Consider the following 24,548-nt stretch of genomic DNA (forward strand, 5'->3'; position numbering starts at 1 on the left):
CGCCCGCGACCTTCCGGTCGCGGGCGGCGCTCTCGTGTTTCAGGCTGCTACAGGATGGTCCAGGTGTCGCCGGAGTTGAGCAGCGCGGCCAGGTCGGCCTCGGGCTCGCCGGCCTTCGCCTTCGCCGCGTCGAGCTGGTTGCGCACCAGCTCGTCGTAGGACGGGCGGCGCACCGAGCGGAACACGCCCACGGGGGTGTGCCGCAGGTCCGGCCCGGCCAGCCGGGACAGCGCGAACGCGTACGCCGGGTCCTCGGCGTGCGCGTCGTGCGTGAGCACCTCGCCCGCGTCGACCTTGTCGGCCTCGCTCACGGCCAGCCCGAAGCTGCCCGCCGGGTGGGTCACCACGTGCGAGCCGTCCTTGCCGAACGTGATCGGCTGCCCGTGTTCCAGCCGGATCAGGTACGCGTCGCGCGTCTCCGGGTCCTTGAGCACCTCGAACGCGCCGTCGTTGAAGATGTTGCAGTTCTGGTAGATCTCCACGAACGCCGAGCCCTGGTGCTCGGCCGCCTGGCGCAGCACCGACTGCAGGTGCTTGCGGTCGGAGTCGATGGTGCGGGCGACGAACGAGGCCTCCGCGCCCAGTGCCAGCGAGATCGGGTTGAACGGCGCGTCCGAGGAGCCGGTCGGCGTCGACTTGGTGATCTTGCCGATCTCGCTGGTGGGCGAGTACTGCCCCTTGGTCAGGCCGTAGATCTTGTTGTTGAACAGCAGGATCTTGATGTTCACGTTGCGGCGCAGCGCGTGGATCAGGTGGTTGCCGCCGATCGACAGCGCGTCGCCGTCACCGGTCACCACCCACACGGTCAGGTCCGGGCGCGACACCGACAGGCCGGTGGCGATCGCCGGGGCGCGGCCGTGGATCGAGTGCATGCCGTACGTGTTCAGGTAGTACGGGAAGCGCGAGGAGCAGCCGATGCCCGAGACGAAGACCGTCCGCTCGCGAGGGATGCCCAGCTCGGGCAGGAAGGTCTGCATCGCGGCCAGGATCGCGTAGTCACCGCAACCCGGGCACCAGCGCACCTCCTGGTCGGACTTGAAGTCCTTCGCCGACAGCTGGACCGGCAGCGCGTTAGACATTCTTGATCACTTCCTCGAGCATGGTCTCCAGCTGGGTGGAGGTGAAGGGAAGCCCGCGCACCTGGTTGTAGGCGACGACGTCGATCAGGAAGCGCGCCCGGATCACGTTGGCCAGCTGGCCCAGGTTCATCTCGGGGATGACCACCTTGTCGTACGACGCCAGCACCTCGCCCAGGTTCTTCGGCAGCGGGTTGAGGTGCCGCAGGTGGGCCTGCGCCACGTTCACCCCGCGCTGGCGCAGCGCCCGCGACGCCGCCCCGATCGGGCCGTACGTCGAGCCCCAGCCCAGCACCAGCACCTTCGCCTCGCCCGACGGGTCCTCGACCTCGACGTCGGGGACGTCGATCGCCTCGATGCGGGCGGCCCGGGTGCGCACCATGAAGTCGTGGTTGGCCGGGTCGTAGGAGATGTCACCGGTCTTGTCGGCCTTCTCCAGGCCGCCGATGCGGTGCTCCAGCCCCGGCGTGCCCGGCACGGCCCACGGCCGCGCCATCGTCTCCGGATCGCGCAGGTACGGGTAGAACTTGCCGTCCTCGCCGTTGGGGCCGGTCGCGTACTCGACCTGCAGGTCGGGCAGCTCGCTGATCTCCGGGAGCAGCCACGGCTCGGAGCCGTTGGCGACATAGCCGTCGGACAGCAGGATCACCGGGGTGCGGTACTTCAGCGCGATCCGGCAGGCCTCGATCGCGGCGTGGAAGCAGTCCACCGGGGACTGCGCGGCCACCACCGCGACGGGCGCCTCGCCGTGCCGGCCGTACAGCGCCATGTTCAGGTCGGCCTGCTCGGTCTTGGTCGGCAGGCCCGTGGACGGCCCGGCCCGCTGCACGTCCACGATCACCAGGGGCAGCTCCAGCGCGACCGCGAGCGAGATGGTCTCGCTCTTGAGCGCGACACCGGGGCCGCTGGTGGTGGTGATGCCCAGCGCGCCGCCGTACGCCGCGCCCAGCGCCACGCCGATCGCGGCGATCTCGTCCTCGGCCTGCACCGTGGTCACGCCGAGCTTCTTGTGCTTGCTCAGCTCGTGCAGGATGTCCGAGGCCGGGGTGATCGGGTACGCGCCGAGCAGCACCGGCAGCTTCGCCTTCACACCGGCGGCGACCAGGCCCAGCGCGAGCGCGGCGTTGCCGGTGATGTTGCGGTAGTTGCCCGGCGCCATCTGCGCCGGCGGCACCTCGTAGCGCACCGCGAAGCCCTCGGTGGTCTCCCCGAAGTTCCAGCCGGCGTTGAAGGCGGCCTTGTTCGCGGCGACCAGCTCGGGCCGGGCGGCGAACTTGCGCTCCAGGAACGCCATGGTGGACTCGTGCGGCCGCGAGTAGAGCCAGCTCAGCAGGCCCAGCGCGAACATGTTCTTGGCGCGCTCGGCGTCCTTCTTGCTCACCGGCAGCTCGGCCAGCGCGCCCACGGTCATGCTGGTCAGCCCGACCTTGTGCACGTCCCAGCCGGCGAGGGAGTCGTCCTCGAGCGGGTTGGCGTCGTAGCCGACCTTCGCCAGGTTGCGCTTGGTGAACTCGTCGGTGTTGACGATGATCGTGCCGCCCTTGGGCAGGTCGGCGATGTTCGCCTTGAGCGCCGCCGGGTTCATCGCCACCAGCACGTTCGGCGCGTCGCCGGGCGTGAGGATGTCGTAGTCGGCGAAGGCGACCTGGAAGCTCGACACGCCGGGCAGCGTGCCGGCAGGTGCACGGATCTCCGCCGGGAAGTTCGGCAACGTCGAGATGTCGTTGCCGAGCTGGGCGGTCTCCGACGTGAACCTGTCGCCGGTGAGCTGCATGCCGTCGCCCGAGTCACCCGCGAAGCGGATCACCACCCGGTCGAGCTGGTGGATCTCCTTGGCGGGATGCCCGTGCTCGCTGAGCTGACCGGTCTGCCCGGCGCCCTCACGATGTTCGGCCACTGGACGCGACCTCCTGCTGGGGTGGTGTGTTGTTACGTCTCGATTAAGGTCAGCCTACGTCGGCGGTAGGGAATAGCGTTGACACGGCCCCCCCAGCTAAACCATGCGGAACGTGATAAAGACGACAGCGCGCTGTGGGACGGGTCGCGCATATCACTGGTCCGTCCCACAGAGTGGCATTCCATCGGCTATTCGGCGAACGATGTGCCATTCCACGCGTACCTCCGCCGGCCGGCGTCTTCCGCCGTCCGATCGCACCGATCCCCAAGGTCGTCGCCAGCCGTTAGGCTGCGGTCGTGAACGGTTACCTCGACGCGTACGCGACGGTGGCGTTGCTGCTGCTGGTCGGCGTGCTGATCATCGGAGGGGCGTACACGGCGAACCGGCTGCTGCGCCCGTCGCGGCCCAACGCGGCCGAGGGAAAACTCGACACGTACGAGTGCGGTCTCGATCCGGTCGAGGGCGGCTGGGCGCAGATGCAGATTCGTTACTACGTCTACGCATACCTGTATGTGCTGTTCGCGGTCGAGGCCGTCTTCCTGTTTCCGTGGGCCGTCGTCTATGCCCGGTCGGGTCTGGCGGTGGTCGTGGAGATGGCCGTCTTCGTCGCCGTGCTGGCGTTGGGCCTGCTCTACGCCTGGCGCAAGAACGCGCTGCGCTGGCTGTGACGGCCCCGCGCGGGCCGCTGCGGCGCGCTCACCGCGCTACGCTACCGCCGGGTAATGAGCCGGACGGTTCCCGTGCCACGGGCCGGACAGCTCGGGTGGCAGGGTCGCGCTGAAGCGCCACTCGTGCCACGATCGTGGGCATGGGCAACCTGCTGCTGCTGATCGTCGTCGCGCTCACCGTGGGCGCCGTGGTGTTCGGGGTGATGACGCTGGTCACCGGTGGTGACCCAGGCCTCGCGCCGGCCGAGCCGGACGAACGAGCCACTCCGTTGCCCGCCGACCGCCCGCTCGTCGAGGGCGACGTGTCCCGGGTGACGTTCGACCCGACCTGGCGCGGATACCGGATGGCGCAGGTCGACCAGACGCTGCGCCGCCTCGCGTACGACATCGGCTACAAGAGCGAGCTGATCCAGGTGCTCGAAGCCGAGGTCACCGCGCTGCGCGAGGGACGCGTCGAGGACGCCGACACCCTCGCCCGGGCCCGTGCCAGCGCGCTGGGCGTGGTCACCGCGGGCGTCGTGGTCGACGCGCCGGTCGACACCGTCGAGGAGACGCCCGCCGAGGACGCCGACCCGGCCGAGCCGGACGTGACCGCGATCGAGGCCGGCGAGCAGCCGGCCGACGAGGCCGATCACGAGACCGACCCGGTGTCCGCCGAGGTGGACGAGGCGGCGGCCGGCGAGCCGGTCCGGCGGTGACGGGGACCGACCCCACCGCTCCGGGCGCAGGGGAGGTCACCGCGACGATCATCGTGGCCGCGCCCGCCGAGCGGGTGTTCGCCGCGTTCATGGCCTGGGAGCGGCAGAGCGACTGGATCCCGCTGACCAAGGTGCGCGTGGTCGAGGGGGACGGCGGCGAGGGCACCGTGATCGAGGCGATCACCGTGGCCGGTCCGGCCGTGCTGCGCGACGAGATGCGCGTGGTCAAAGTGGACCCGCCCTACGAGGTGCGGGTCGTCCACCAGGGCAAGGTGCTGCGCGGGCCAGGGGTCATGCGGTGCACCCCGATGGGCGGCGACCGCACCCAGGTGGTCTGGCACGAGTGGTTCCACCTGCCCGGCGGCGTCGCGGGCCGGCTCGCCTGGCCGCTGCTCTGGCCCGGCTCCAAGGTCAGCCTCAAGCAGGCCCTCAAACGCTTCGCCAAGATGGTCGAGTCCGGCCGCCTGCCGTGAGTGAACCCCAAGCGGGGCGACCTCCTATCAGCGAAACCTTCTATCGTGAGCCGTCACGGTAGCCTTTAGCCGTGGCTCCCACGACTTCCGGAGGGGACGCGATGAGTGCCGCCGTCGCCCAGCTCGCTCGGCTGCGACCAGGCATCCGCGGCTACACCGTCGACGATCTGCACACGCTCCCGGAAGACGGCCTGCGGTTCGAGCTGATCGACGGGAGCATCAGCGTGTCCCCCTCCGCCACCGGCAGCCACAACATGTTCGCCCGCTGGATCGCGCAGCTGCTGGAGGACGCCAACCCGGACACCGGATACGTGGTGGGCACCGACCAGTCCGTCACCATCGACGAGCACAATGAGCCGCGCCCGGACATCGTGGTGCTTCCGTCCGCCTACCTCGACGACTCGCCGTTTCCGGTGGCCGGGGTGCGGTTGGTCGTGGAGGTCGTGTCGCCGACTTCGGCACTGCGGGACACCGAGATCAAGCGCGTGCTGTACGCGCGGGCCGGTGTCCCGTTCTACTGGGTGGTCGTCCCGGATCAGGACGCCGACACCGTCGCGTTGGCGGAACTGGTGTTGGAGGGCAGCACATACCGGTATGCGACGCACTACACGTCAGAGGTGTTCCGCACGAGCCGGCCGTGGCCGGTGGAGATCGACCTGCCTGCCCTGGCCGCGCGGATGGCCCGCTACCGACGCCCGCCCGCCGACCGGTCCTGATCCGGCTTCACTCGACCCGGACGGCCCGCGGGGCGGCCGCGGCGACGACTGGCCGCGGCGCGGCGGCCGCGGTGGGGGACCAGCCGGGGCCGCGGAGCAGGGTCGGCAGCCACTCGCGTAGGCGGCGGGTGCGCAGGTCGCGGAAGATGGCGGCGTACTCGTGGTAGGCCACCCGCAGCGGGTTGTACGTCGTGATGTTCGTGGTGAGGCCGTACACGGGGCGTTCGAGCTCGGGCGCGAAGGAGCCGAACATGCGGTCCCAGATGATCAGGATGCCGCCGAAGTTGCGGTCGAGGTAACCGCCCTGGGAGGCGTGGTGCACCCGGTGGTGCGACGGGGTGTTGAACACGAACTCGTACGGCCGCCACATCTTGTCGATGCGCTCGGTGTGGATCCAGAACTGGTAGACCAGGTTGATGCCGCCGCAGTACGCGGTGACCGCCGGATTGACGCCGACCGCGGCCAGCGGCAGGTAGAACAGGAACCCGGTGAACCCGGTCCAGGACTGGCGCAGCGCCGTGGACAGGTTGAACGTCTGCGACGAGTGGTGCACCACGTGCGAGGCCCACAGCAGGCGGATCATGTGGTGGCCGCGGTGCGACCAGTAGTAGCAGAGGTCCTGCGCGATGAGGAACAGCGGGAGCGCCCACCAGTGGAACTCGATCCGCAGCGGGGTGAGCAGGTAGATCGCGCTGGTCGCGGCGGCCGTACCGATGCCCCAGAGCACGTCCCAACCGAGGCTGCCCAGGCCCATGCCGATGCTCGTCGCAGTGTCCTTGCCGCCGTAGCCGACCTCGTCCTGATCAGGATGGAACCAGTAGGACACGCGTTCGAGGACCATGAGCAGAATGAACAGCGGCACCGAGTACAGCACCACCGGTGGGAAGGCCGGGAGCTCCATGAGTTCCGAAGGCTATTCGCGTTCGAGTAAGGGGGCAATAGGGTGAGCGACCTCATCGTCGGTGACGACGGGCTGGCACGCTGCGCGTGGTCGGCCGGTGCGCCGGAGTACCGCGCCTATCACGACGAGGAGTGGGGCACGCCGCTGCGCGGCGACGACGTGCTGTTCGAGCGGGTGAGCCTGGAGGCGTTCCAGTCCGGCCTGTCCTGGATCACGATTCTGCGCAAGCGGCCCGCGTTCCGGGCGGCGTTCGCCGGGTTCCATATCGAGACCGTGGCCGCGTTCGGGCCGGACGACGTCGAGCGGCTGCTGGGCGATGCCGGGATCGTGCGCAACCGGTCCAAGATCGAGGCGACGCTGCAGAACGCCCGGGCGGCGCTGGAGCTGCCCGGTGGGCTGAGCGCGCTGCTGTGGTCGTACGCCCCGGCGCCCGGCCGCCCCCGGCCCGCCGCCCGGGCCGACGTGCCCGCCACCTCGGACGCCTCCGTCGCGATGGCCAAGGAGCTCAAGAAGCGCGGCCTGCGCTTCGTCGGTCCCACCACCGCGTACGCGCTCATGCAGGCCACCGGCATGGTCGACGACCACCTGGCGGGCTGCCACGTCGCCGCGAACCGGCTGTGATGGGATGAGCGGGTGAGTAGGGAGTGGCTGGTCAGCGTCGCGTTGCCGATCGAGGCGGAGTCGGCGGAGGAGGCGGTCCGGGAGTTCTGGCGCTACGTCGGCGAGCTGGGCCCGGACGAGCTGCCCGCCTACGTCTCGCCGTCGGGGGACGAGCTGCAGATGACGGCGTACGTCACCGCCGGCGTCGCCCCCCTGGACCCCGAAGAGGACTAGCGGCCCTCGAAGGCCGGCTTGCGCTTGTTCACGAAGGCGTCGGTGGACTCGCGATGGTCGGCGGTGCCGCCGGACAGCTGCTGCGCGGCCAGCTCGATCAGCAGGGCGTCGGCCAGCGTGCCGGTCGCGCCGTGCAGCAGCTCGCGCTTGATCTGGCCGTACGCCACCGTCGGTCCCGCCGCCAGCCGCGCCGCCAGCTCCTGCGCCATCGGCAGCACCTGCTCGTCGTCGTCGGTCAGCCTGGTCAGCAGCCCGAGCCGGTGCGCCTCGTCGGCCTGTACCGGCTCGGCGAGCAGCAGCAGCTCGGCGGCCTTGGCCGCGCCGACGAAGCGGGGCAGCGTCCACGACACCGCGGTGTCGGCGGCCAGGCCCACCCGCGCGAAGGCCATCAGGTACGACGTCGACGGGCCGCCGATGCGCAGGTCGCACAGGAAGGCCAGGCCCGCGCCCGCGCCCGCGGCCGGCCCGCGCACCGCCGCGACGACCGGCTTGGGCAGCTCGGCCAGGGCCAGCGCGAGCGGGTTGTAGTGCTTCTCGACGGTGTCCAGCGGGGCTTTGTCACCCATCGTGGCCATGTGCTCGCGCAGGTCCTGCCCGACGCAGAAGGCCCGGCCCGCACCCGCCAGCACCACCGCGCGGCACGCCGGATCGGCCGCCAGCTCGGCGAACGTGTCCAGCAGCGCCACCTTGAGTGCGACGTCGAGCGAGTTGAGCGACTCGGGGCGGTTCATGGTGACGGTGACGACGCCCTCGGCGCGGTCGACGAGCAGCGGTGCGGACATCAGCTCTCCCTGAGGCAGTGATCGACGAAACGGTCGGCGGCGGGCCGCAGCCGGGCGGCCTGCCGGTCGAAGAAGGCGGCCGCGGCGGTGCCCGGCCAGTCCGGCGGCAGCAGCGAGGCGGGCAGCTGCGGGTCGCGGAACAGGAACGCGCGCCAGGCGTGGACCAGGGCGCACCGGGCGGCGTACGCGGTGCGGTCGTCGGTCAGCCGGGTTATCGCGCCGACCACCGGCGTGAGCTGCGCCACGAACCCGGCGTACGACGCGCCCACGGCCGGCACGTTCCACGCTCTCATGATCAGCTCGCGGGCGCCGGTTTCCCCGCCGGTGTGCGCGGCGGAGAAACGCTCGAAGCGCACCCCGGCGTCGGCCAGCAGGCCGTCGACCTCGCCGGCGGGCCGGGCGGCGAGCCAGACGCCGGTCTCCAGCCGCCCGTAGCCGAGGAAGGCGAGCTCGGCGGCGAGCCGGTCGCGCTCGGTGCGGGCTTCCGGCGCGGAGATCACCAATAGATCGAAATGTCCGTCCCAGGAGCTGCGGCCGGTCCGGTAGATGCGGGCGGCGGCCTCGTCGAGGCGGCGTACCGCGCGCGGGGTGAGCTGGTAGCCGGGTCCGGCGGGCAGCCGTACCGGCGCGAGCCAGCCCTGTCGCACCATGCGGGACACCGCGGTACGTACCGCTGGTGCGGCGATGCCGAGCGGCGCGAGCAGCCGGATCAGGGCCGCGATGGCGGCTCTTCCGCCGCGTTGTCGCAGGTGATCGCCGTAGAGGTCGAAGAGTGCGGAACGAGCCTGCATGAGGGGTGATTGTGACAGATGTGAACTGTGCTGGCGAGATGATGTCACACCGTGACCGGCCCGGTTTGGGCTTAGCGGAGTCCATCAGGGAAAATCATTGGTCGGCACCCGTTCGTGTGGCCCCACCCAACCACACGCCGGTGCCGGACGGCGTACGAAGACGGCGCGTCGCGAGCAGGCTGCCTCGGCAGCCGTCGTGAGGTTTCGTCGGCGGAGCAGGCGGGGAGACCCGCCGAGTCTTGCATTCAACCCGAGTGCAGGTCTGGCAAGTCTGAGGGGAGACACACATGGCGGCGATGAAGCCGCGGACGGGCGACGGTCCGCTGGAGGTCACCAAAGAGGGCCGGGGAATCGTCATGCGCGTGCCGCTGGAAGGCGGCGGGCGGCTTGTGGTGGAGATGACACCAGACGAGGCCACCGCTCTCGGCGAGGCCCTCAAACTGGCCGTCGGCTGACATCGGGACCGGCCGGGCACCATCCCGGCCGTCCAACCCACCCCTCCCGGCGACGTGTGCCGCACCAGGCGCGCGGCTCGGCGCCGTCTCACCCCCGTTGCACCACCTTCTCCTGACCAGCTCCCACGCGTCCTTCATCCGGTGTGCCGCGCGGGCGGCGACCCCCACCGGCGGGCCGCGGGCCAGCACCTCCGTCGCGGCCGGCGGCGGAGGCGGCGCGGTAGGGTCAGGCGGTCGGCGGCCGGTGGGACGTCGGCGGCACAGCCAGTGAAGGGGCAGGGATGATCTCGATTCGACTGGACGGCGCGGCGGATCTCGCCGGAACCGTCGCGTGCCCGGTGGGCACCGCCGAGGGCGAATCCGCGGCGGGCGCACCGCTCGCCGTGCTGCCCTCCGACGTCGCCGCCGAGGTGGCGGCGTTCCTCGCCGCCACCGAGCACAAGGGCTCGGCAGGCACCGTGCAGACCCTGCCACGGCCGCTGCGCGAGCCGTCGAAGGTGCTGCTCGTCGGGGTCGGATCCGGTGACGAGGCGGGCTGGCGGGCAGCCGGCGCCGCGCTGGCCCGTGCCGCGGCCAAGGAGTCCGCGTTCACCGTGCTCGCCCCCGCCGACCTGAGCGACGCCGCGCTGCGGGGCCTGGCCGAGGGCCTGTGGCTGGCGTCGTACCGGTTCCGCGTGGCCGAGGAGAAGCCCGAGGCCGCGGCGAAGCTGGCCGAGGTCGTCCTCGCCGTGCCGGACAGCCCCGAGCGGGCGGCCGTGCTCGCGGCGACCCGCACCGTGGCCGGGCACACCCGGTTCGCCCGGGACCTCACCAACACCCCGTCGCTGACCAAGACGCCGGACTGGTTCGTGCGCCAGGTGCGCGAGCGGGCCGGGGACGGTGTGACGGTCACCGTGCGCGAGCGCGAGCAGCTGGAGGCCGAGGGCTTCGGCGGCATCCTCGCCGTCGGCGGCGGCTCCGTGCACGATCCCCGCCTGCTGGAACTGAGCTGGTCGCCCGAGGGCGCGACCAAGCACGTGGTGCTGGTCGGCAAGGGCATCACGTACGACACCGGCGGCATCGACATCAAGCCCAACGACGCCATGCAGCTGATGCGCAAGGACATGGGCGGCGCGGCCGCGGTCGTCGGCGCCCTGCTCGCCGTGGCCGAGCTGGGCCTACCGGTGCGGGTCACCGCCCTCGCGCCGCTGGCCGAGAACATGCTCTCCGGCAGTGCCTGGCGCTCCGGCGACGTGGTCACCCACTACGGCGGCCTCACCTCCGAGGTGCGCAGCACCGACGCAGAGGGCCGGGTCGTGCTCGGCGACGCGATGGCGTACGCGGTCGCCAACCTCGCGCCCGATCTGCTCGTCGACCTGGCCACGCTGACCGGGGCGTCGCGGATCGCGCTGGGCAAGAAGACCGCCGCGCTGTTCAGCGGCAACGAGGCGCTGATCGACGGCTTCACCGCGGCGGGCGCCGAGTCCGGGGAGCCGCTGTGGCGGCTGCCGCTAGCCGAGGAGTACGCCGGCGACGTCGCCTCCGACATCGCCGACCTGGACAACGCGGCCGGTAACCCCGGCACCATCACCGCGGCGCTCTACCTGCGCGAGTTCGCGGGCAGCCTGCGCGACCGGTGGGTGCACATCGACATGTCCTCGCCCGCCTGGTCGGCCGCGCCGGACGGGGAGCTCACCAAGGGCGCGACCGGCTGGGGCGTACGCACCCTGGTCCGCTGGCTCTCGACGGTCTCCTGACCCGCTTTTTCATAGACCTTGGCCTATCTGGATGACTCCGATCTACGATTTGTCATCTAGATAGGCCAAGGTCTATTTAAGGCAGGGCTGGGGGTCAGGCTTTGACGGCGGCGAGGAGGCCTTCGCCGAGGGGGAGCAGGGCGGGCTGCCAGAGGTCGCTGTCGCGTACGCCGTAGGCCAGCTCGCGGACCGTGAAGACGTCGCGGCCACTGGTCAGCACGCCGTGCAGGACGACCACGCCGCCGGGGCGCAGCAGGCGGGCCGCGGCGTCCATGAACGCGGCGTACTCGGTCGGGTCGGCGTCGACGAAGATGAGGTCGTAGGCGCCGTCGGCGAGCCGGGGCAGCACCTCCAGCGCCCGGCCGGTGATGACCCGGGCCCGGGAGGCGGAGAAGCCGGCCTCCATGAACAGCCGTCGCGCCATGCGCTGGTGTTCGGACTCCCTGTCGATGGTGGTGAGCACGCCGTCGGGGCGCATCCCGCGCAGCAGCCACAGCCCGCTGACCCCGGTGCCGGTGCCGATCTCGACGACGGCCTTCGCGGCGCAGGCTCCCGCCAGCATGCGCAGGGCCGCGCCGACCGCCGGCGCGACCGGCTGTAGACCCACCTCGACGGCCAGCCCACGGGCCGTCTGCGCGATCACGTCCTCGGGGACGAACGACGCGATGAAGTCGCCTGCGCTACCGGGCTGGCGATGCAGCGTCGTCATGGGGCACCTTCCGTGAACAGTGATTTTTCACGTTGAAACCGTGCCATCCTGAAACCGGGAACGGGACGGAGGGCTGGTCAGTGACCGACGGCTGGGGTTATCGCCGGCCGGATGACGACGACCGGACGGCAGCGCAGCACACGCCACCGGCCGTCGCACCGCCGGCGTCGTTTTGGTGGTCTGATGCGCTCAACGATCCGTGGCGCGATCCGCACTCGCCGGTGGCGCTCGTGCCACCCGCAGAACGCGCGCACGCGCCCGTGCCGGAGCCGTTGGCCGAGCCTGACCATACCCGACGTCGTACGTTGTGGACAGTCGCCGGAGCGGCCGTCCTCGCGGGCGTACTGGCGGGGGTGCTCGGCGGCGCGATGGGCGTGCGGTTCAGCGACGACCGCCAGACCGCCCGCTCGATCCTCGGCTCGTCCGCCTCCCCGCCGCACCGCGCCCCCGAGTCGCTGGCCGCCGTGGCCAGCATGCTGCTGCCCAGCGTGGTCACCATCCGGGTGCCGGTGGACGGCAGCGTCTCGCTCGGCTCGGGCTTCGTGGCCAGCGCCGACGGCCACATCATCACCAATGACCACGTGGTGTCCGGCAGCTCCGGAGTGGTGAGCGTCATATTCGACGACGGCACCAGCTCCCCGGCGAAGGTGATCGGCAGCGACCCCGAGTCGGACGTAGCGGTGCTCCAGGTCAAGCGGCCCGAGCTGCACCCGGCGATGCTGGGCGACTCCGACGCGGTCGCGGTCGGCGACGCGGTGGTGGCCATCGGTTCGCCGCTGGCGCTGCGCGGCACCGTCACCGCGGGCATCGTCAGCGCGCTGGACCGGCCCATCGCCACCGACGCCGAGAACGGCACCACCAGGTACTACGCCGCGATCCAGACCGACGCCGCGGTCAACCACGGCAACTCGGGCGGCCCGCTGGTCGACGCCGCCGGGCAGGTCGTCGGGATCAACGCCGTGATCAAGTCGATGGCGGGCAGCGAGGAGTCGGCCGGCAACATCGGCCTGGCCTTCGCCATCCCGATCAACCACGCCCGCCGGGTCGCCGAGGAGATCATCGCCGCGGGCCGGGCGCACCGTACGGTGATCGGCGCGGAGGTCGAGGAGTCGTTCCGCGGACCGGCCGGCGGGGTGCGCCTGGGCGAGGTCACAGCCACGGGTCCGGCCGCCGAGGCGGGCATGCGCGCAGGTGACGTGGTGACCAGCTTCGGCGGCCGCCCGCTCAGCGAGCCGACGGACCTCATCGCACTTGTGCGGAAAACTGCACCGGGTGAGGTGGTCGAAGTGACCTACAAACGGGGCTCCACCAGCCACGATGCTGCCGTGACACTCGTCGCTGACGCGGACTGAGGGGTGGCCTGTCCGGCCGTCGCGCACGTACCCTTGCGACGGCGGACACACTCGGGAGGCAGCGGTGTTGGACAACCTGAACAGCTGGGAGTTCATCGGACTCCTGCTGATCGCACTGTTGATCTTCGGTGAGCGGCTTCCCAAGGTCATCGGCGACGGCATGCGGATGCTGCGCGGCCTGCGCGCCATGGCCACGAACGCCACCGGCGACCTGAGCAAGGAGCTGGGCACCGACATCAAGCTCGAAGACCTGAACCCGAAGGCCTTCGTCCGCAAGCACCTGCTCAGCGAGGAGGACGAGGCCGCCCTCCGCAAGCCGCTGACCGGCATCTACGACGACCTCAAGGGTGAGCTGAACACCGCCGGCAAGCTGGCCGCCGAGACCAAGGCCAACGTCAACGCCATGGCCTCCGCCACCCCCGCCGCCTCGTCCTCGACCGCCGCCACCCCGGCCACGGCCCGCTTCGACGACGCCACCTGACCAACGCGCCGCGGCCCGCCGCCTGCCCGCGGCCGCGCCACCCTCCCGCGGTGATCATGAACTTATGGCACGGCTCTACGGCGTGTCATGGCCACAACCTCATGATCGATCCCAAGAACGTGCGGCCCCGGACTGATCCGGGGCCGCACGTTTTGTGTCGGAGGGTGTGTCTGGTCTGGTGCGGGTCAGCGCTTGGCGGGGGAGAGGCCGAGGGATTTGCCGACGAGGGACTCGCGGCGTTGGGCGAGGCGGTCGGCGATGGCGTTGAGGGCGGTCCCGGCGGGGGAGTTCGGGGCGGTCAGCACCGCGGGGGTGCCGTCGTCGCCGGCTTCGCGTACGCCGGTGTCCAGCGGGATCTGACCCAGCAGCGGGACGGACGCGCCGGTGAGGCGGGTCAGCGAGTCGGCCACGGTCTGGCCGCCGCCGGAACCGAAGACCTCCATGCGGGTGCCGTCGGGCAGCTCGAGCCAGGACATGTTCTCGATGACGCCGACCAGGCGCTGGTGGGTCTGCATGGAGATCGCGCCGGCGCGCTCGGCGACCTCGGCGGCGGCGGCCTGCGGGGTGGTGACGACCAGGATCTCGGCGGTCGGCAGCAGCTGGGCCAGCGAGATCGCGATGTCGCCGGTGCCCGGGGGCAGGTCGAGCAGCAGCACGTCCAGGTCGCCCCAGTACACGTCGGCGAGGAACTGCTGCAGGGCCCGGTGCAGCATCGGCCCGCGCCAGACGACGGCGGCGTTGCCGCTGGTGAACATACCGATGGAGATGACCTTCACGCCGTGCGCCTGCGGCGGCATGATCATGTCTTCGACCTGGGTGGGGCGGCCCTGCACGCCGAGCATGCGGGGCACCGAGTGGCCGTAGATGTCGGCGTCGACGACGCCGACCGACAGTCCCCGGGCGGCCAGTGCCGCGGCCAGGTTCACGGTGACGCTGGACTTGCCGACGCCGCCCTTGCCGGAGGCGACGGCGTACACCCGGGTGCGGCTGCCGGGCTGCGCGAACGGGATCACCGGCTCGGCCGCGGCGTTGCCACGCAGCCGCTTCTGCAGGTCCTGACGCTGGTCGGGGCTCATCACGCCGAAGTCGATCTCGACCGAGGTGACGCCTTCGACGGTGGTGGCGGCCGCCGTGATGTCGGTGCGCAGGGTGTCCTTGAGCGGGCAGCCGGCGACGGTGAGCAGGATGCGGACGTACGCCACACCCGCGTCGACCTTCACCGATTCGACCATGCCGAGTTCGGTGATGGGGCGCTTGATCTCCGGGTCGTTCACGGAGGCGAGAGCGGCCAGGACAGCCTGGTCGTCGGCGTGCACAGCGGTGGACATGCGCCCATGTTACCCGCGGCATCGATCATGACCGGCCGCCGCGAGGGCCGGGTGGCACGCGCAACATTCTCGCAACCCGTTGCTCGTGTCCCCTGACCGTGGGACCATCGAAAGAGATTCGGCCGCGCGTCATGCCCCTTGCGACGCGCGGCTTTTCTTTTCCTTGCGGTCGGCCTTCTCCTGCTGGTGCCGCCGGGCCGCCGCGTCGTCCAGCTCCTCGGCCAGCTTGGCCAGCTCGGAGCGGATGTAGTCGCGGGTCGCCACCTCGTTGAGCGCCATGCGCAGCGAGGCGATCTCCCGGGCCAGGTACTCCGTGTCGGCCTTCTGGGCCTGGGCGCGGCGGCGGTCCTCGTCGATGGTCAGCCGGTCGCGGTCGGCCTGGCGGTTCTGGGCGAGCAGGATCAGCGGCGCGGCGTACGACGCCTGGGTGCTGAAGAACAGGTTGAGCAGGATGAACGGGTAAGGATCCCACTGCAGCCCGAAGACGCCGATCAGGTTGATCAGGATCCACACGATCACGAAGACCGTCATGTAGACGAGGAACTTCGCGGTGCCCATGAAGCGGGCGAACTTCTCCGCGAAGTTGCCGAACGCGTCGGGGTCCCACCGGGGCAGCCGGATCGCGTGCGGCTCCCGGGGCTGGTCCAGACGGTCGCTCACCGGACCGCCTCCCGCCCGGCCGCCGTCATGGGGTGCTGTCCGCGGCGCGCTCCTGCTCCCGCCAGTCCCGCGGCAGCAGGTGGTCGAGCACGTCGTCCACGGTCACCGCGCCGACCAGCCGGTCGTTGGAGTCCACCACCGCGATCGCGACCAGGTTGTACGTCGCCATCCGCCGGGTGATGTCGGCCAGCGGCAGGCTCGGCGCCAGCGGCGTGATGTCGCGCTCCAGTACCCCGCCCAGCAGGTCGCCCGGCGGCTCGCGCAGCAGCCGCTGGAAGTGCACCACGCCCAGGTAGCGGCCGGTGGGCGTGTCGATCGGAGCGCGGCACACGAACACCTGCGCGGCCAGCGCCGGGGACAGGTGCTTCTCGCGGATGCGGGCCAGCGCGTCGGCGACGGTCGCGTCCGGGGTCAGGATCACCGGCTCGCTGGTCATCACCGCGCCCGCGGTGTTCGGCCGGTACTGCATCAGGGCCCGCACCGGGGCGGACTCCTCCGGCTCCATCAGGTCCAGCAGCAGCGCCCGCTCCGTGGGCGGCAGCTCGGCCAGCAGGTCGGCGGCGTCGTCGGCGTCCATCTCCTCCAACACGTCGGCGGCCCGCTCGCGGTCCAGCCGGGCCAGGATGTCGACCTGGGCGTGCTCGGGCAGCTCTTCCAGCACGTCGGCCAGCCGCTCGTCGTCCAGCGCCGCGGCCACCGCGTGCTTGCGCTGGTCGGGCAGGTCCTGCAGGGCGTTGGCGAGATCGGCCGGGCGCATCTTCTCCAGCACGGACAGCAGCGACGCGGTGCCCTGCAGCGCGCCAGGGTCGACCAGGCCGGGCAGCTCGTGCCACTCGAACTGGTGCAGCTGGCCGCGGCGGCTCAGCCGGCTGGTGACGTCGCGTACGGCCACACGGCCGAGGTTCCACTGCCCGGCCCGGTCGGACTCCATGGCGACGTCCACGACCGTGGCAGGGCTGCCGCTGGGGGTGGTGATGCGCCGGTCCAGCAGGTCGGCGAGCACCATCAGCTCGGCCGGCCCCTTCTGGAAGCGGCGCAGGTTGATGGTGCCGGAGCCGAGCACCACGCTGTCGGTGTCGATCGAGGTGATCCGGGCCATCGGCAGGAAGATCTGCCGCCGCAGCGGCATCTCGGCGACCAGCCCGACGACCGCCGGGGGTCCGTCGGGGCGCAGCCGGGCGACGGCGTCACGAACCCGGCCCACCTGGTCGCCGTTCGGGTCGTAGACGGGCAGGCCTGCGAGCCGGGCGACGAAGACCCTGGTCAGTGTGGCCATATTCGCATGGTATGCGTATTTCTCACATGATTGGGTGTTATCGGCGTCGTACCCGGTGCAGCCGGAACGGCTTGCGGGTGGCGTTGGTGGCCGGGCTCGGCCGGGGTTCGGCCCGCCCCGAGTCCTCGCCCGCGGGCAGAGGGTCGCCGGCTGGGATGAGCGCCACCAGCGCGCACTCCCGCGCCCACCGCTCGGCGAGCAGCTCGGCCGTGCCGGGCGAGTTGAGCCGCTTGCCCGCCAGCGTCACCGCGACCGCCGCCCAGGACTCGCTGTCCGGCTCGATCCGCTGCACCTGCGCCGGATAGGTCACCACCGCCCCGCCGTGGTCCCCGCGCAGCGTCACCGTCGCCGCAGCGGCCTCGGCCAGCCCCGGCAGGTCCTGCTCGCCCGGTCCGACCACCACGTGCAGCCGCCCGTCCTGCGGCAGGCACCACACCGCGTACGCAGGCCCGCCACCCACCGACACCCACGCGACCGCCGCCTTTTTGGCGGCCTCCTCCACCAACGGATGCGTCATGCCGCCCATCCTCCCACCCGAAGGAAGGGCGCCTTCCGATCGCTTGCGTAACGCTCCGTTCAGCGGCCGCCGGTGGGCAGGTCGACGTCGACGGGGTCGGGGGTCGGCAGGGCCGAGGGGCGGCGCGCGCCCAGGATGACGGCGGCCACACCGGCCATGAGCAGGGCGATGCCGGGCCAGGCCGCGGCGGGCGGGGCCTGGCCCAGCCACACCCAGCCGAGCGCGGCGGCCCCGGGGACCTCCAGCAGGATCAGCACGCTGATGGTGGTGGCGGAGACCTTGTGCAGGGCGTAGTTGAACATCGAGTGCCCGAGCAGCTGCGCGCCGACCGTCAGCGCGATGATGGCCAGCCAGGTCCGGTCGTCGAAGCCGGTCAGCTCCACGCCGAACAGCAGGCACACGGCGAGCAGCAGCGCGGCGCACACGGAGTAGCAGACGGTGGTGTACGTCGTGGTCGAGGTCCGGCTGCGCGCCTTCTCACCGAAGGAGGTGTAGATCGCCGCGAGCAGGCCACCGGCGACGGCGAGCAGGTCCCCGACGACCGCTGCGCCCCCGCGGCTGAAGTCCGCGCCGGTGGCGATCGCCGCGCCCGCCACGGCGCTGCCGATGCCGATCCAGGTCCACCGGCCCAGTCGGCGGCCCTGCCAGAGCGCGATCAGGCCGGCCCAGACCGGCTGCGTGGCGACCAGCGCGGTCGCGGTGGCGACGGTGGTCATCTTGACGCTGGGCACCCAGGTGGCGAAATGCCCGGCCAGGGCGAGCCCGGCCAGCACGCTCCACCGCCAGGCGTGGTCGGTGCGCAGGCCGCGCAGTTCGGCGCGGCGGCGGGTGAGGGTGACCGGGGCGAGCACGCCGACGGCGAGGGCGTTGCGCCAGAAGGCGATGGCCAGTGCGGGCGCGGCGGCGTACGCGATGAGCGGCCCGGACGACGACACGGCGATGATCGCGATGGTGATCGCGGCGATGGTGAGCGGGTCGAGCCGTGATCGCATGAGGCCCGATCCTGCCAGGCGCAGGTGAGCGGCCTGTCAGCACACCGTCGTCTACTCCATGCGTTCATCCGCCCACTGTGCGCGATCATCCTATGTACTTCACGTGAGCAGCTGATTACTGTCGCTCGAATGGATTCAGAACCTTCATTATCCGGCGTAATGCCGCGCGCGATCCTGTTCGATTTCTACGGCACGCTGACCTCGGCGTGCACCCGCGGACCGGCCCACGACCTGGCCCCCCGGCTGCTCGGCTGCGAGCCCGCCGAGTACTTCGCGGTGCTGAACACCTCCTTCTACCCCCGCTGCCGGGGCGCGTACGGCGACGCCCTGGACACCATGCGCTGGGTCGCCGCCGAGCTGGGCGTACGCGTCACCCCGGCGCGGCTGCGCGCGGCCCAGGCCGCCCGGCTGACGGCGGTGCGCGCCGACACGCACCTGCGGCCCGAGGCGGTGCCCACGCTGTGGCGGCTGCGCCGGGCGGGCGTACGCCTGGCCGTGGTCAGCGACTGCGCCTGGGAACTGCCCGAGATCATGCGGGCGCTGCCGGTCAACCACCTGCTCGACGCGAAGGTCTTCTCCGTGCAGGTCGGCTGCAGCAAGCCGGATCCGCGCATCTACCTCGCCGCCTGCGGACGGCTGGACGTGGCGCCCGAGGAGTGCGTGTTCGTCGGCGACGGCGGTTCCCGCGAGCTGACCGGCGCGCAGGCGCTGGGCATCCGGGCGATCCGGCTGGCCGCGCCGGATCTCGCCGACCACCTGCAGTTCGCCGCCGACGACGGTTTCGCGGGCGAGTCGGCGGTCACCCTGCCCGCGGCGGCCGCGCTCGCGATGACACCCCAACCCGTGGGCGTATGACCACCCGCCGCCGCGTCTCCACCGTGGCGCCGAGCCGGCCTCCCGCCGCGCCCACCGCAGGTAGCCGACGGCTCCACCGCAGGTGAGGCATGCTCTGGCGTTAAGAAGGGCACCTTCTGCTACGCATAGCGTCAAGAAGGTGCCCTTCCTTCGGCTGGTCAGCCTTGGCGAACGGATTGGCCGCCGTCTATGACGAGCATTTGGCCGGTTATGTAGCCGGCGGCGGGGGAGCAGAGGAAGGCGATGGTCGCGGCGACCTCGTCGGGGGTGCCGGGGCGGCCCATCGGGGTGTCGTAGCCGAGTTTGAGTTCGGCCAGCGTGGACGCCGAGGTGTGGATGGTGCCGGGCGCGACCGCGTTGACGGTGATGCCGTCGGCGACCAGCTCCATCGCCAGCGCGCGGGTCAGGCCCAGCACGCCCGCCTTCGCGGCGGCGTAACCGGCCTCGGCGGGCAGCGCGTTCACCGGACCGGCGGTGGCGGCGAGGTTGACGATGCGGCCCCAGCCGCGCTCGGACATGCCGCCGAGGAACGCCCGGCTGGACAGGAACGCCGTGGTCAGGTTGCGGTCGATCTCGGCCTTCCACTCCTCGAAGCTGAGCTGCGCCACCGGCCGGATCACCTCCGGACTGGCCCGGCTGGTCAGGCCGGCGTTGTTGACCAGGATGTCGACATCGCCCAGCTGCTCGGTGACCGCGTCGGCGAGCGCGCCGACCTCCGCCTCCAGGGTGAGGTCGGCCACGAAGCCGAGCACGCCCAGCTCGCCGGCGCGCTCGTGGATGCGCCGGGTGGTGGAGACGACGGCGACCTTCGCGCCGAGGGCGGCCAGCTGGCGAGCGGTGGCGAAGCCGATGCCGTGCGGGCTGCCGGCACCGGTGACGAGTGCGACCCGGCCGTCCAGCCGGAAGAGATCCATCCGCTCGTTCATGGCTTGATCCTGCCGGTTTGTCCGAGCTGACGCCAGTAGGAGGCACCGCTTACTCTGTCGGGACCCTTACCGGATGGAGCCAGGCCGATGACCGACCCCACCGCGCCGCCACCCCCCAGCCCGGATCCCGGCACGCCGCAGCCGGCGTTCCCGGAGCCGGCGCCGCTCACCTTCGGCTCGGCCGACCCCGTTCCCGCCGCGGGGATCACGGCTCCTGCCGCCGGGGCCACCGATCCGGGCAGCACGGCCGGGGCGGCGACCGCGTCCGGCAACCCGACCGGTGCCGTCCCGGCACCCGGCTACTGGCAGAACCCCTACCAGGCGACCGGGCACCAGCCGGCTGTCGGTCACCCGACCGGCGGCTGGCCGCAGGTCGCCGGACAGCCGGGTGCGCCCGCGGGCACGCCCGGCCAGCCGCACCCGTACGGCGCCTACCCGCCACCCGGATACGCCCCGTATCCCTACGTCTACCTGCAGCGGCGCACCAACGGCATGGCCATCGGCGCGATGGTGACCGCGCTCGCCGGCGCGGTCATGCTGTGCTTCTACGGCGTGCCCGCGCTCCTGCTCGGCCCGCTCGGCGCGATCCTGGGGCACGTCGCCCGGCGCAAGATCCGCGAGAGCGGCGAGGAGGGCGACGGCATGGCCCTGACCGGCATCATCGTCGGCTGGATCGCCACGGCCCTCGGGTTCCTCATCATCGCGGGAATCGTCGCGTTGATCGTCTTCTCGGAGAGCAACCCGGGCTACTACGCCGAGCCGGACGGGGCGTTCTGACCGGCATCGCGCATCCTTGACGTATGGCAGCACTTCCTGAAGCCCTGGCCGAGGTACGCGAACTCCTGCTGGCGCCGGACCTGATCCGGGCGACCGCGGGCGGGCAGCGGCGCGACGGGACGCCGTCCGTGTCACGCGCCACGCTGCGCCCGGTGACCCTGAAAGCGGGGGACCGGGTGCAGCTGGTGACCGAGGACGGGCAGCGCCCCACCACGGTGAACCTCGCCCCCGGCGCGGAGCTGGCGGGCCGGGTCGACGAGCTGCTGGCCGAGCCGTTCGGGAGCTGGACGGTGGAGACCGCGCACGGCACGGTGCGCCTGCAGGCCACCAAGAAGGGCGCGGTGCTGCACCGCTCGGCCGCCCCCGCGGCCGCGCCCGCGGTGACCGCGCACGACCGGCCGCGCGAGCACCTGATCGACCCCGGCGACCCGTTGTACGCCGTGATCGGCGGCGACGCGGCCAAGCGCCGGCAGGTCGACGCGTTCCTGCGGGCGCTGGACGCCACCCTGCCCGACCCGGCGCAGCTGCCGAGCCCGCTGCACGTCGTCGACCTGGGCTGTGGCAACGCGTACCTGACCTTCGCGGCGTACCACCATCTGTCCGGGCTCGGCCTGGACGTGCGCCTGATCGGCGTGGACGTGCGCGACGACCAGCGCGCGCGCAACACCGCCATCGCCCGCAAGCTGGGCTGGGAGGATCACGTCAGCTTCGTCGCGGGCACCATCGCCGACGCGCCGGTGCCGCAGGCCGACGTGGTGCTGGCGCTGCACGCCTGTGACACGGCCACCGACGACGCGCTGGCCCGCGCGCTGTCCTGGGACGCGCGCTGGATCCTGGCCGCGCCCTGCTGCCACAAGGACCTGTCCCGGCAGCTGCGCAAGCAGCCGCCGACGGGTGCGGCAGGGCTGCTCACCGAGCACGGCATCCTGCGCGAGCGCTTCGCCGACGTGCTCACCGACACGGTGCGCGCGGCACTGCTGCGCGAGCGGGGGTACGCGGTGGAGGTGGTCGAGTTCATCGACTCGGCGCACACCCCGCGCAACGCGATGATCCGCGCGCACCGCACCGACCGCCGGCCGTCGCCCGCCGAGTCCGCGGAACTGGCCGCTCTGCTGTCCGAGTGGCAGGTCCAGCCCCACCTGGCGACCCTGCTGGCGGTCAACCCCTGACCCTTCCCCGGCAACGCGCCGCGCCGGTCAGGGGGTGAGGGCCTTGGCGAGTTCGATGGCGGTCTCGGCGAGCAGGGTGTCCGGGGGCATGGGCGCACCGGCCAGCACCGCGACGAAGGTGGCGAACCCGGGCAGCGGGTAGCCGTCCTCCTCGGCGATCGCCGGGTCGTGCTTGGCCAGGGAGGCGCGGGTGCGACCCCAGGCGTCGAGGAGCTCGCGCTGGGACGGCACGCCGAAGCCGTGCCCGACCGGCGCGCTGTGGCGCAGCTTCACCACCGCCGACTCGTTGAGCGCCGCGGCCAGCCGGCAGCCGTGGGTGACCACCTCGGCCTGCTGCGCGTCGAGGCGTCCGTAGACGCTGCACCGGCGGTGGCAGGTGGTGGCGCAGACGCAGAGCGCGTGCGAGGTGTTGGAGTGCTGGCGGTCCAGGTAGGTCCGCCAACCGGCGCTGTTCTCGTGCGCCACGGTCAGGCAACGCCGCGCGGCGGACTTCTCCGGCTTGGTGTGCGGGCAGTCGCGGTCGTCGAAGTCGCCCCACGCGCTGCCGTCGCCGCCCACCGCCGCGGGCATGCGCACCGGGTCGGCGGCGTGCCCGAGCACCCGCTCCCAGACCAGCAGCGGCCCGTACTCGCTGGCGATGTGCACTGCGGCGACCACCGCCGTGGTCTCGCCGCGCCGGAAGCGCGCGTCGATGACCTCCAGCAGCAGCCGGAACGCGGGCAGCATGCTGCCCAGCGCGCCGCGGTGCACCTCCTTGGGGGCCTGCGGCATGCGGCACGCCAGCGCCCGCTCCCGCAGATGCTCAGGCACGTGGTCGCCGTGCACCTGGTCGGCGACCGCATGCTCGGTGTTGGCCTCCGCGGCGGCGTTCAGCTCGCCGAAGTCCTCGGCGTCGAGGTCGAGCAGCCGCTGCCCGAACGCGCACAGCTGCTGCACGTGGGCGACGGATTCGGTGGACAGCGCGCCGCCTCCGGCGCGCGGCAGCACGCCGGAGTCCGGCGCGACCAGCGCGGCCACCTCCGCGAAGGCGTACCGCCTGGTCAGCGCGATGAGAACGTCGTGTGCCGTCTCCACACCGGCCAGTGTTCCACGCCCGCGCTCACCGGGCAGGTACGCCGAGCAGGGCGCACGCCTCGCGGTAGAGCCGGGTCACCTCGACGCGCACCTGGGCGCGCTCGGTCAGCTGCTGGGCGAAGGGCACCCGGATCGGCGTCTCTACGCCCTTGATCACGGCCTGGAACTCGATGCCGCGGTTGTCCATGCCCGACATCACCGCCGCGGTGGCGTCGGGGCGGGCCGGCTCCGGCAGCGTGGCCCGGCAGATCAGCAGGGAGTCGGCGGGGTGGTCGTCGTTCATGTGCCGCATGATCTGCGCGACGACCTCGGCCGGGAACGGGTTCGGGTGGACCCGGCCCAGGTCGGCCAGCAGGTCGGTGTTGAGCCGGTAGGCGAGCTTGACCTCTTCGATGATCCGGTCCTGCTCGGCGGCGTCCCAGGGCGCGGCGTCGAGGCGGGCGCGGTAGGCGTCCTTGAAGGCGGTCAGGTCCGCGATGCCGTCGAAGGCGTAGAAGCGCAGACCGTCGCCGCCGAGGGCGAGCCCGTACGAGCGGGCCAGGGCGCGGGCCACGTACTGCCCGCCGGACAGGTCGCCCAGGTAGCGGTTGTAGTGGTGGGCGACGAAGCCGCTGGGCCAGGTGAAGGCCACCTGGCGCAGGCGGGCGGTGTACTCGGCGGTGGTCGCGACGGGGGTGAGCGCGTCGCGCCAGTCGGCCCCGAGCAGGAAGGCGAGGTCCTCGGCGAGCGCGGGCAGCCGGGTGAGCGCGTCGTCGTGGAAGCCGGCCGCGACCGGGTCCCCGCTCCAGTGCGCCGCGGCCTCCTCCAGCACCTGGTAGACGAGGTAGTGCTGCGCGGTCAGCGCGGCGTGCGCGGCGACGGTCAACCGCCCCCGGGTCAGGTCGTCCAGGAACGTCGTCTGCTCGGCCGAGCTGTGGTCGGACCAGGTGGCGGCGCGCAGGCGGGCGGAGAAGGGCTCACTCATGCGCAGCACCGTACGCGAGTAAGGTCACCCTAACCTCAAACTTTCGTTTGATCCTGGCCTGCGAAAAGGGACGCCCCCACGCTGGTTCTACAGCGTGGGGGCGTCCCTGCGACGTGAAATGTCAGCTCTCGACCGAGGTCTCCAGCGCGCCCTCGGCCGGTCCACCGGACCCGCCGGAGCGGCGACGACGGCGGCGCGCACGCGAGCGCGAAGCGCCGCCCTCGGTTGCCTCGGCGGGCTCCGCCGGGGCGTCGGAGCCTTCGGCGGCACCGGAGAACAGCGGCACGAGGCCGCCCTCGTGCGTCACCGACGCGGCGACCGCGACACCCGTGCCGGCACCCCGGCCACGGCGGCGGCGGCCACGGCCGGCCTCGCCCTCGGCGGCGTCGGCGGGCGCGTCCTGCGCCCCGGCCTCGGCCACCGGCGCGGCGTCGTCGTCAC

Annotated in this window: 26 protein-coding genes and 2 pseudogenes; 13 read left to right on the forward strand and 15 right to left on the reverse strand. The window is 72.1% G+C overall.

The genetic code is table 11. The features are described 5' to 3' along the window. Positions 1 to 47: 47 nt before the first annotated feature. Positions 48 to 1,079 carry a 2-oxoacid:ferredoxin oxidoreductase subunit beta gene (locus F9C41_RS28970; protein WP_155389992.1) on the reverse strand — a complete coding sequence of 344 codons (1,032 nt, stop codon included), beginning with the start codon at positions 1,077 to 1,079 and terminating at the stop codon, positions 48 to 50. Then, complete coding sequence (locus F9C41_RS28975; RefSeq protein ID WP_155390020.1) at positions 1,072 to 2,904, reverse strand: 2-oxoacid:acceptor oxidoreductase subunit alpha; 1,833 nt, start codon at positions 2,902 to 2,904, stop codon at positions 1,072 to 1,074. The genes F9C41_RS28970 and F9C41_RS28975 overlap by 8 nt, the downstream gene beginning before the upstream one ends. A gap of 365 nt (positions 2,905 to 3,269) precedes the next feature. Between F9C41_RS28975 and F9C41_RS28980 the strand changes: the two genes are divergently transcribed. From F9C41_RS28980 to F9C41_RS28995, 4 genes are all read left to right on the forward strand, one after another. Then, a complete protein-coding gene (locus tag F9C41_RS28980; RefSeq protein ID WP_144121682.1) occupies positions 3,270 to 3,641 on the forward strand; it encodes an NADH-quinone oxidoreductase subunit A in 372 nt (123 codons plus the stop codon). Between the two features lie 140 nt (positions 3,642 to 3,781). Further along, positions 3,782 to 4,339, forward strand: coding sequence for a DivIVA domain-containing protein (locus F9C41_RS28985; RefSeq protein WP_155389993.1), 558 nt, complete (start codon positions 3,782 to 3,784; stop codon positions 4,337 to 4,339). Then, positions 4,336 to 4,812, forward strand: a complete 477-nt coding sequence (locus F9C41_RS28990; protein ID WP_155389994.1) for an SRPBCC family protein — start codon at positions 4,336 to 4,338, stop codon at positions 4,810 to 4,812. The genes F9C41_RS28985 and F9C41_RS28990 overlap by 4 nt, the downstream gene beginning before the upstream one ends. A 71-nt stretch (positions 4,813 to 4,883) precedes the next feature. Further along, positions 4,884 to 5,528, forward strand: a complete 645-nt coding sequence (locus tag F9C41_RS28995) for a Uma2 family endonuclease (protein ID WP_155389995.1) — start codon at positions 4,884 to 4,886, stop codon at positions 5,526 to 5,528. A gap of 7 nt (positions 5,529 to 5,535) precedes the next feature. Here F9C41_RS28995 and F9C41_RS29000 read toward each other — a convergent pair whose 3' ends face one another. Further along, positions 5,536 to 6,429, reverse strand: coding sequence for a sterol desaturase family protein (locus tag F9C41_RS29000; RefSeq protein ID WP_155389996.1), 894 nt, complete (start codon positions 6,427 to 6,429; stop codon positions 5,536 to 5,538). A 42-nt stretch (positions 6,430 to 6,471) separates the two neighbouring features. Here F9C41_RS29000 and F9C41_RS29005 point away from each other — a divergent pair, with 42 nt between their 5' ends. After that, entirely contained in the window at positions 6,472 to 7,050 is a 579-nt protein-coding gene (locus F9C41_RS29005) for a DNA-3-methyladenine glycosylase I (RefSeq protein WP_155389997.1), read from the forward strand. A gap of 24 nt (positions 7,051 to 7,074) precedes the next feature. Further along, positions 7,075 to 7,263: pseudogene (locus F9C41_RS29010) on the forward strand (hypothetical protein); the annotation flags it as partial. On the opposite strand, the gene F9C41_RS29015 reads toward F9C41_RS29010, so the two are convergent. Both F9C41_RS29015 and F9C41_RS29020 read right to left on the reverse strand, forming a co-directional pair. Beyond that, positions 7,260 to 8,045, reverse strand: coding sequence for an enoyl-CoA hydratase-related protein (locus F9C41_RS29015; protein ID WP_155389999.1), 786 nt, complete (start codon positions 8,043 to 8,045; stop codon positions 7,260 to 7,262). The pseudogene F9C41_RS29010 and the gene F9C41_RS29015 overlap by 4 nt on opposite strands. Then, a complete protein-coding gene (locus F9C41_RS29020) occupies positions 8,045 to 8,836 on the reverse strand; it encodes a PaaX family transcriptional regulator (protein ID WP_120317236.1) in 792 nt (263 codons plus the stop codon). Before F9C41_RS29020 ends, F9C41_RS29015 begins: the two co-directional genes overlap by 1 nt. Positions 8,837 to 9,123: 287 nt before the next feature. Here F9C41_RS29020 and F9C41_RS29025 point away from each other — a divergent pair, with 287 nt between their 5' ends. Together F9C41_RS29025 and F9C41_RS29030 are read left to right on the forward strand one after the other, a co-directional pair. Continuing rightward, entirely contained in the window at positions 9,124 to 9,291 is a 168-nt protein-coding gene (locus tag F9C41_RS29025) for a DUF3117 domain-containing protein (RefSeq protein ID WP_120317235.1), read from the forward strand. Positions 9,292 to 9,572: 281 nt separating this feature from the next. Beyond that, the gene (locus F9C41_RS29030; protein WP_155390000.1) at positions 9,573 to 11,027 is read left to right on the forward strand and encodes a leucyl aminopeptidase family protein; all 1,455 of its coding nucleotides are present in this window, start codon (positions 9,573 to 9,575) and stop codon (positions 11,025 to 11,027) included. A 94-nt stretch (positions 11,028 to 11,121) separates the two neighbouring features. Here F9C41_RS29030 and F9C41_RS29035 read toward each other — a convergent pair whose 3' ends face one another. Next, positions 11,122 to 11,736, reverse strand: coding sequence for an O-methyltransferase (locus tag F9C41_RS29035; protein WP_155390001.1), 615 nt, complete (start codon positions 11,734 to 11,736; stop codon positions 11,122 to 11,124). Positions 11,737 to 11,816: 80 nt separating this feature from the next. Here F9C41_RS29035 and F9C41_RS29040 point away from each other — a divergent pair, with 80 nt between their 5' ends. Both F9C41_RS29040 and F9C41_RS29045 read left to right on the forward strand, forming a co-directional pair. Beyond that, on the forward strand, positions 11,817 to 13,088 hold the full coding sequence (locus tag F9C41_RS29040) for a S1C family serine protease (RefSeq protein WP_155390002.1): 1,272 nt from the start codon (positions 11,817 to 11,819) through the stop codon (positions 13,086 to 13,088). A gap of 64 nt (positions 13,089 to 13,152) precedes the next feature. After that, entirely contained in the window at positions 13,153 to 13,569 is a 417-nt protein-coding gene (locus F9C41_RS29045; protein ID WP_155390003.1) for a Sec-independent protein translocase family protein, read from the forward strand. Between the two features lie 185 nt (positions 13,570 to 13,754). Here the strand turns inward: F9C41_RS29045 and F9C41_RS29050 are convergent, their stop codons facing one another. The 5 genes from F9C41_RS29050 to F9C41_RS29070 all read right to left on the reverse strand — a co-directional run bounded on the left by F9C41_RS29050 (position 13,755) and on the right by F9C41_RS29070 (position 18,342). Further along, entirely contained in the window at positions 13,755 to 14,897 is a 1,143-nt protein-coding gene (locus F9C41_RS29050) for an Mrp/NBP35 family ATP-binding protein (protein ID WP_155390004.1), read from the reverse strand. Between the two features lie 129 nt (positions 14,898 to 15,026). Then, positions 15,027 to 15,557 carry a DUF1003 domain-containing protein gene (locus F9C41_RS29055; RefSeq protein WP_155390005.1) on the reverse strand — a complete coding sequence of 177 codons (531 nt, stop codon included), beginning with the start codon at positions 15,555 to 15,557 and terminating at the stop codon, positions 15,027 to 15,029. A 25-nt stretch (positions 15,558 to 15,582) separates the two neighbouring features. Next, positions 15,583 to 16,833: a magnesium transporter MgtE N-terminal domain-containing protein gene (locus F9C41_RS29060; RefSeq protein WP_155390006.1), complete on the reverse strand. Its 1,251-nt coding sequence runs from the start codon at positions 16,831 to 16,833 to the stop codon at positions 15,583 to 15,585. 37 nt (positions 16,834 to 16,870) lie between these two features. After that, entirely contained in the window at positions 16,871 to 17,350 is a 480-nt protein-coding gene (locus F9C41_RS29065) for a hypothetical protein (RefSeq protein WP_230690103.1), read from the reverse strand. A 59-nt stretch (positions 17,351 to 17,409) separates the two neighbouring features. Then, the gene (locus F9C41_RS29070) at positions 17,410 to 18,342 is read right to left on the reverse strand and encodes a DMT family transporter (protein WP_155390008.1); all 933 of its coding nucleotides are present in this window, start codon (positions 18,340 to 18,342) and stop codon (positions 17,410 to 17,412) included. Between the two features lie 159 nt (positions 18,343 to 18,501). Here F9C41_RS29070 and F9C41_RS29075 point away from each other — a divergent pair, with 159 nt between their 5' ends. Continuing rightward, entirely contained in the window at positions 18,502 to 19,197 is a 696-nt protein-coding gene (locus tag F9C41_RS29075; RefSeq protein WP_155390009.1) for an HAD family hydrolase, read from the forward strand. 158 nt (positions 19,198 to 19,355) lie between these two features. Here the strand turns inward: F9C41_RS29075 and F9C41_RS29080 are convergent, their stop codons facing one another. Beyond that, the gene (locus tag F9C41_RS29080; protein WP_120317224.1) at positions 19,356 to 20,123 is read right to left on the reverse strand and encodes an SDR family NAD(P)-dependent oxidoreductase; all 768 of its coding nucleotides are present in this window, start codon (positions 20,121 to 20,123) and stop codon (positions 19,356 to 19,358) included. Between the two features lie 87 nt (positions 20,124 to 20,210). Between F9C41_RS29080 and F9C41_RS29085 the strand changes: the two genes are divergently transcribed. Both F9C41_RS29085 and F9C41_RS29090 read left to right on the forward strand, forming a co-directional pair. Continuing rightward, a complete protein-coding gene (locus F9C41_RS29085; RefSeq protein ID WP_155390010.1) occupies positions 20,211 to 20,900 on the forward strand; it encodes a DUF4190 domain-containing protein in 690 nt (229 codons plus the stop codon). A gap of 23 nt (positions 20,901 to 20,923) precedes the next feature. Then, complete coding sequence (locus F9C41_RS29090) at positions 20,924 to 22,069, forward strand: class I SAM-dependent methyltransferase (RefSeq protein WP_155390011.1); 1,146 nt, start codon at positions 20,924 to 20,926, stop codon at positions 22,067 to 22,069. 27 nt (positions 22,070 to 22,096) lie between these two features. Here F9C41_RS29090 and F9C41_RS29095 read toward each other — a convergent pair whose 3' ends face one another. The 3 genes and pseudogenes from F9C41_RS29095 to F9C41_RS40860 all read right to left on the reverse strand — a co-directional run. Beyond that, positions 22,097 to 23,143: a hypothetical protein gene (locus tag F9C41_RS29095; protein ID WP_155390012.1), complete on the reverse strand. Its 1,047-nt coding sequence runs from the start codon at positions 23,141 to 23,143 to the stop codon at positions 22,097 to 22,099. A gap of 25 nt (positions 23,144 to 23,168) precedes the next feature. Continuing rightward, the gene (locus tag F9C41_RS29100; RefSeq protein WP_155390013.1) at positions 23,169 to 24,107 is read right to left on the reverse strand and encodes a biliverdin-producing heme oxygenase; all 939 of its coding nucleotides are present in this window, start codon (positions 24,105 to 24,107) and stop codon (positions 23,169 to 23,171) included. Between the two features lie 121 nt (positions 24,108 to 24,228). Then, a pseudogene (locus F9C41_RS40860) lies at positions 24,229 to 24,548 on the reverse strand (hypothetical protein); the annotation flags it as partial.

This window comes from Catellatospora paridis, assembly GCF_009720365.1.
Taxonomy (GTDB): Bacteria; Actinomycetota; Actinomycetes; order Mycobacteriales; family Micromonosporaceae; genus Catellatospora; species Catellatospora paridis.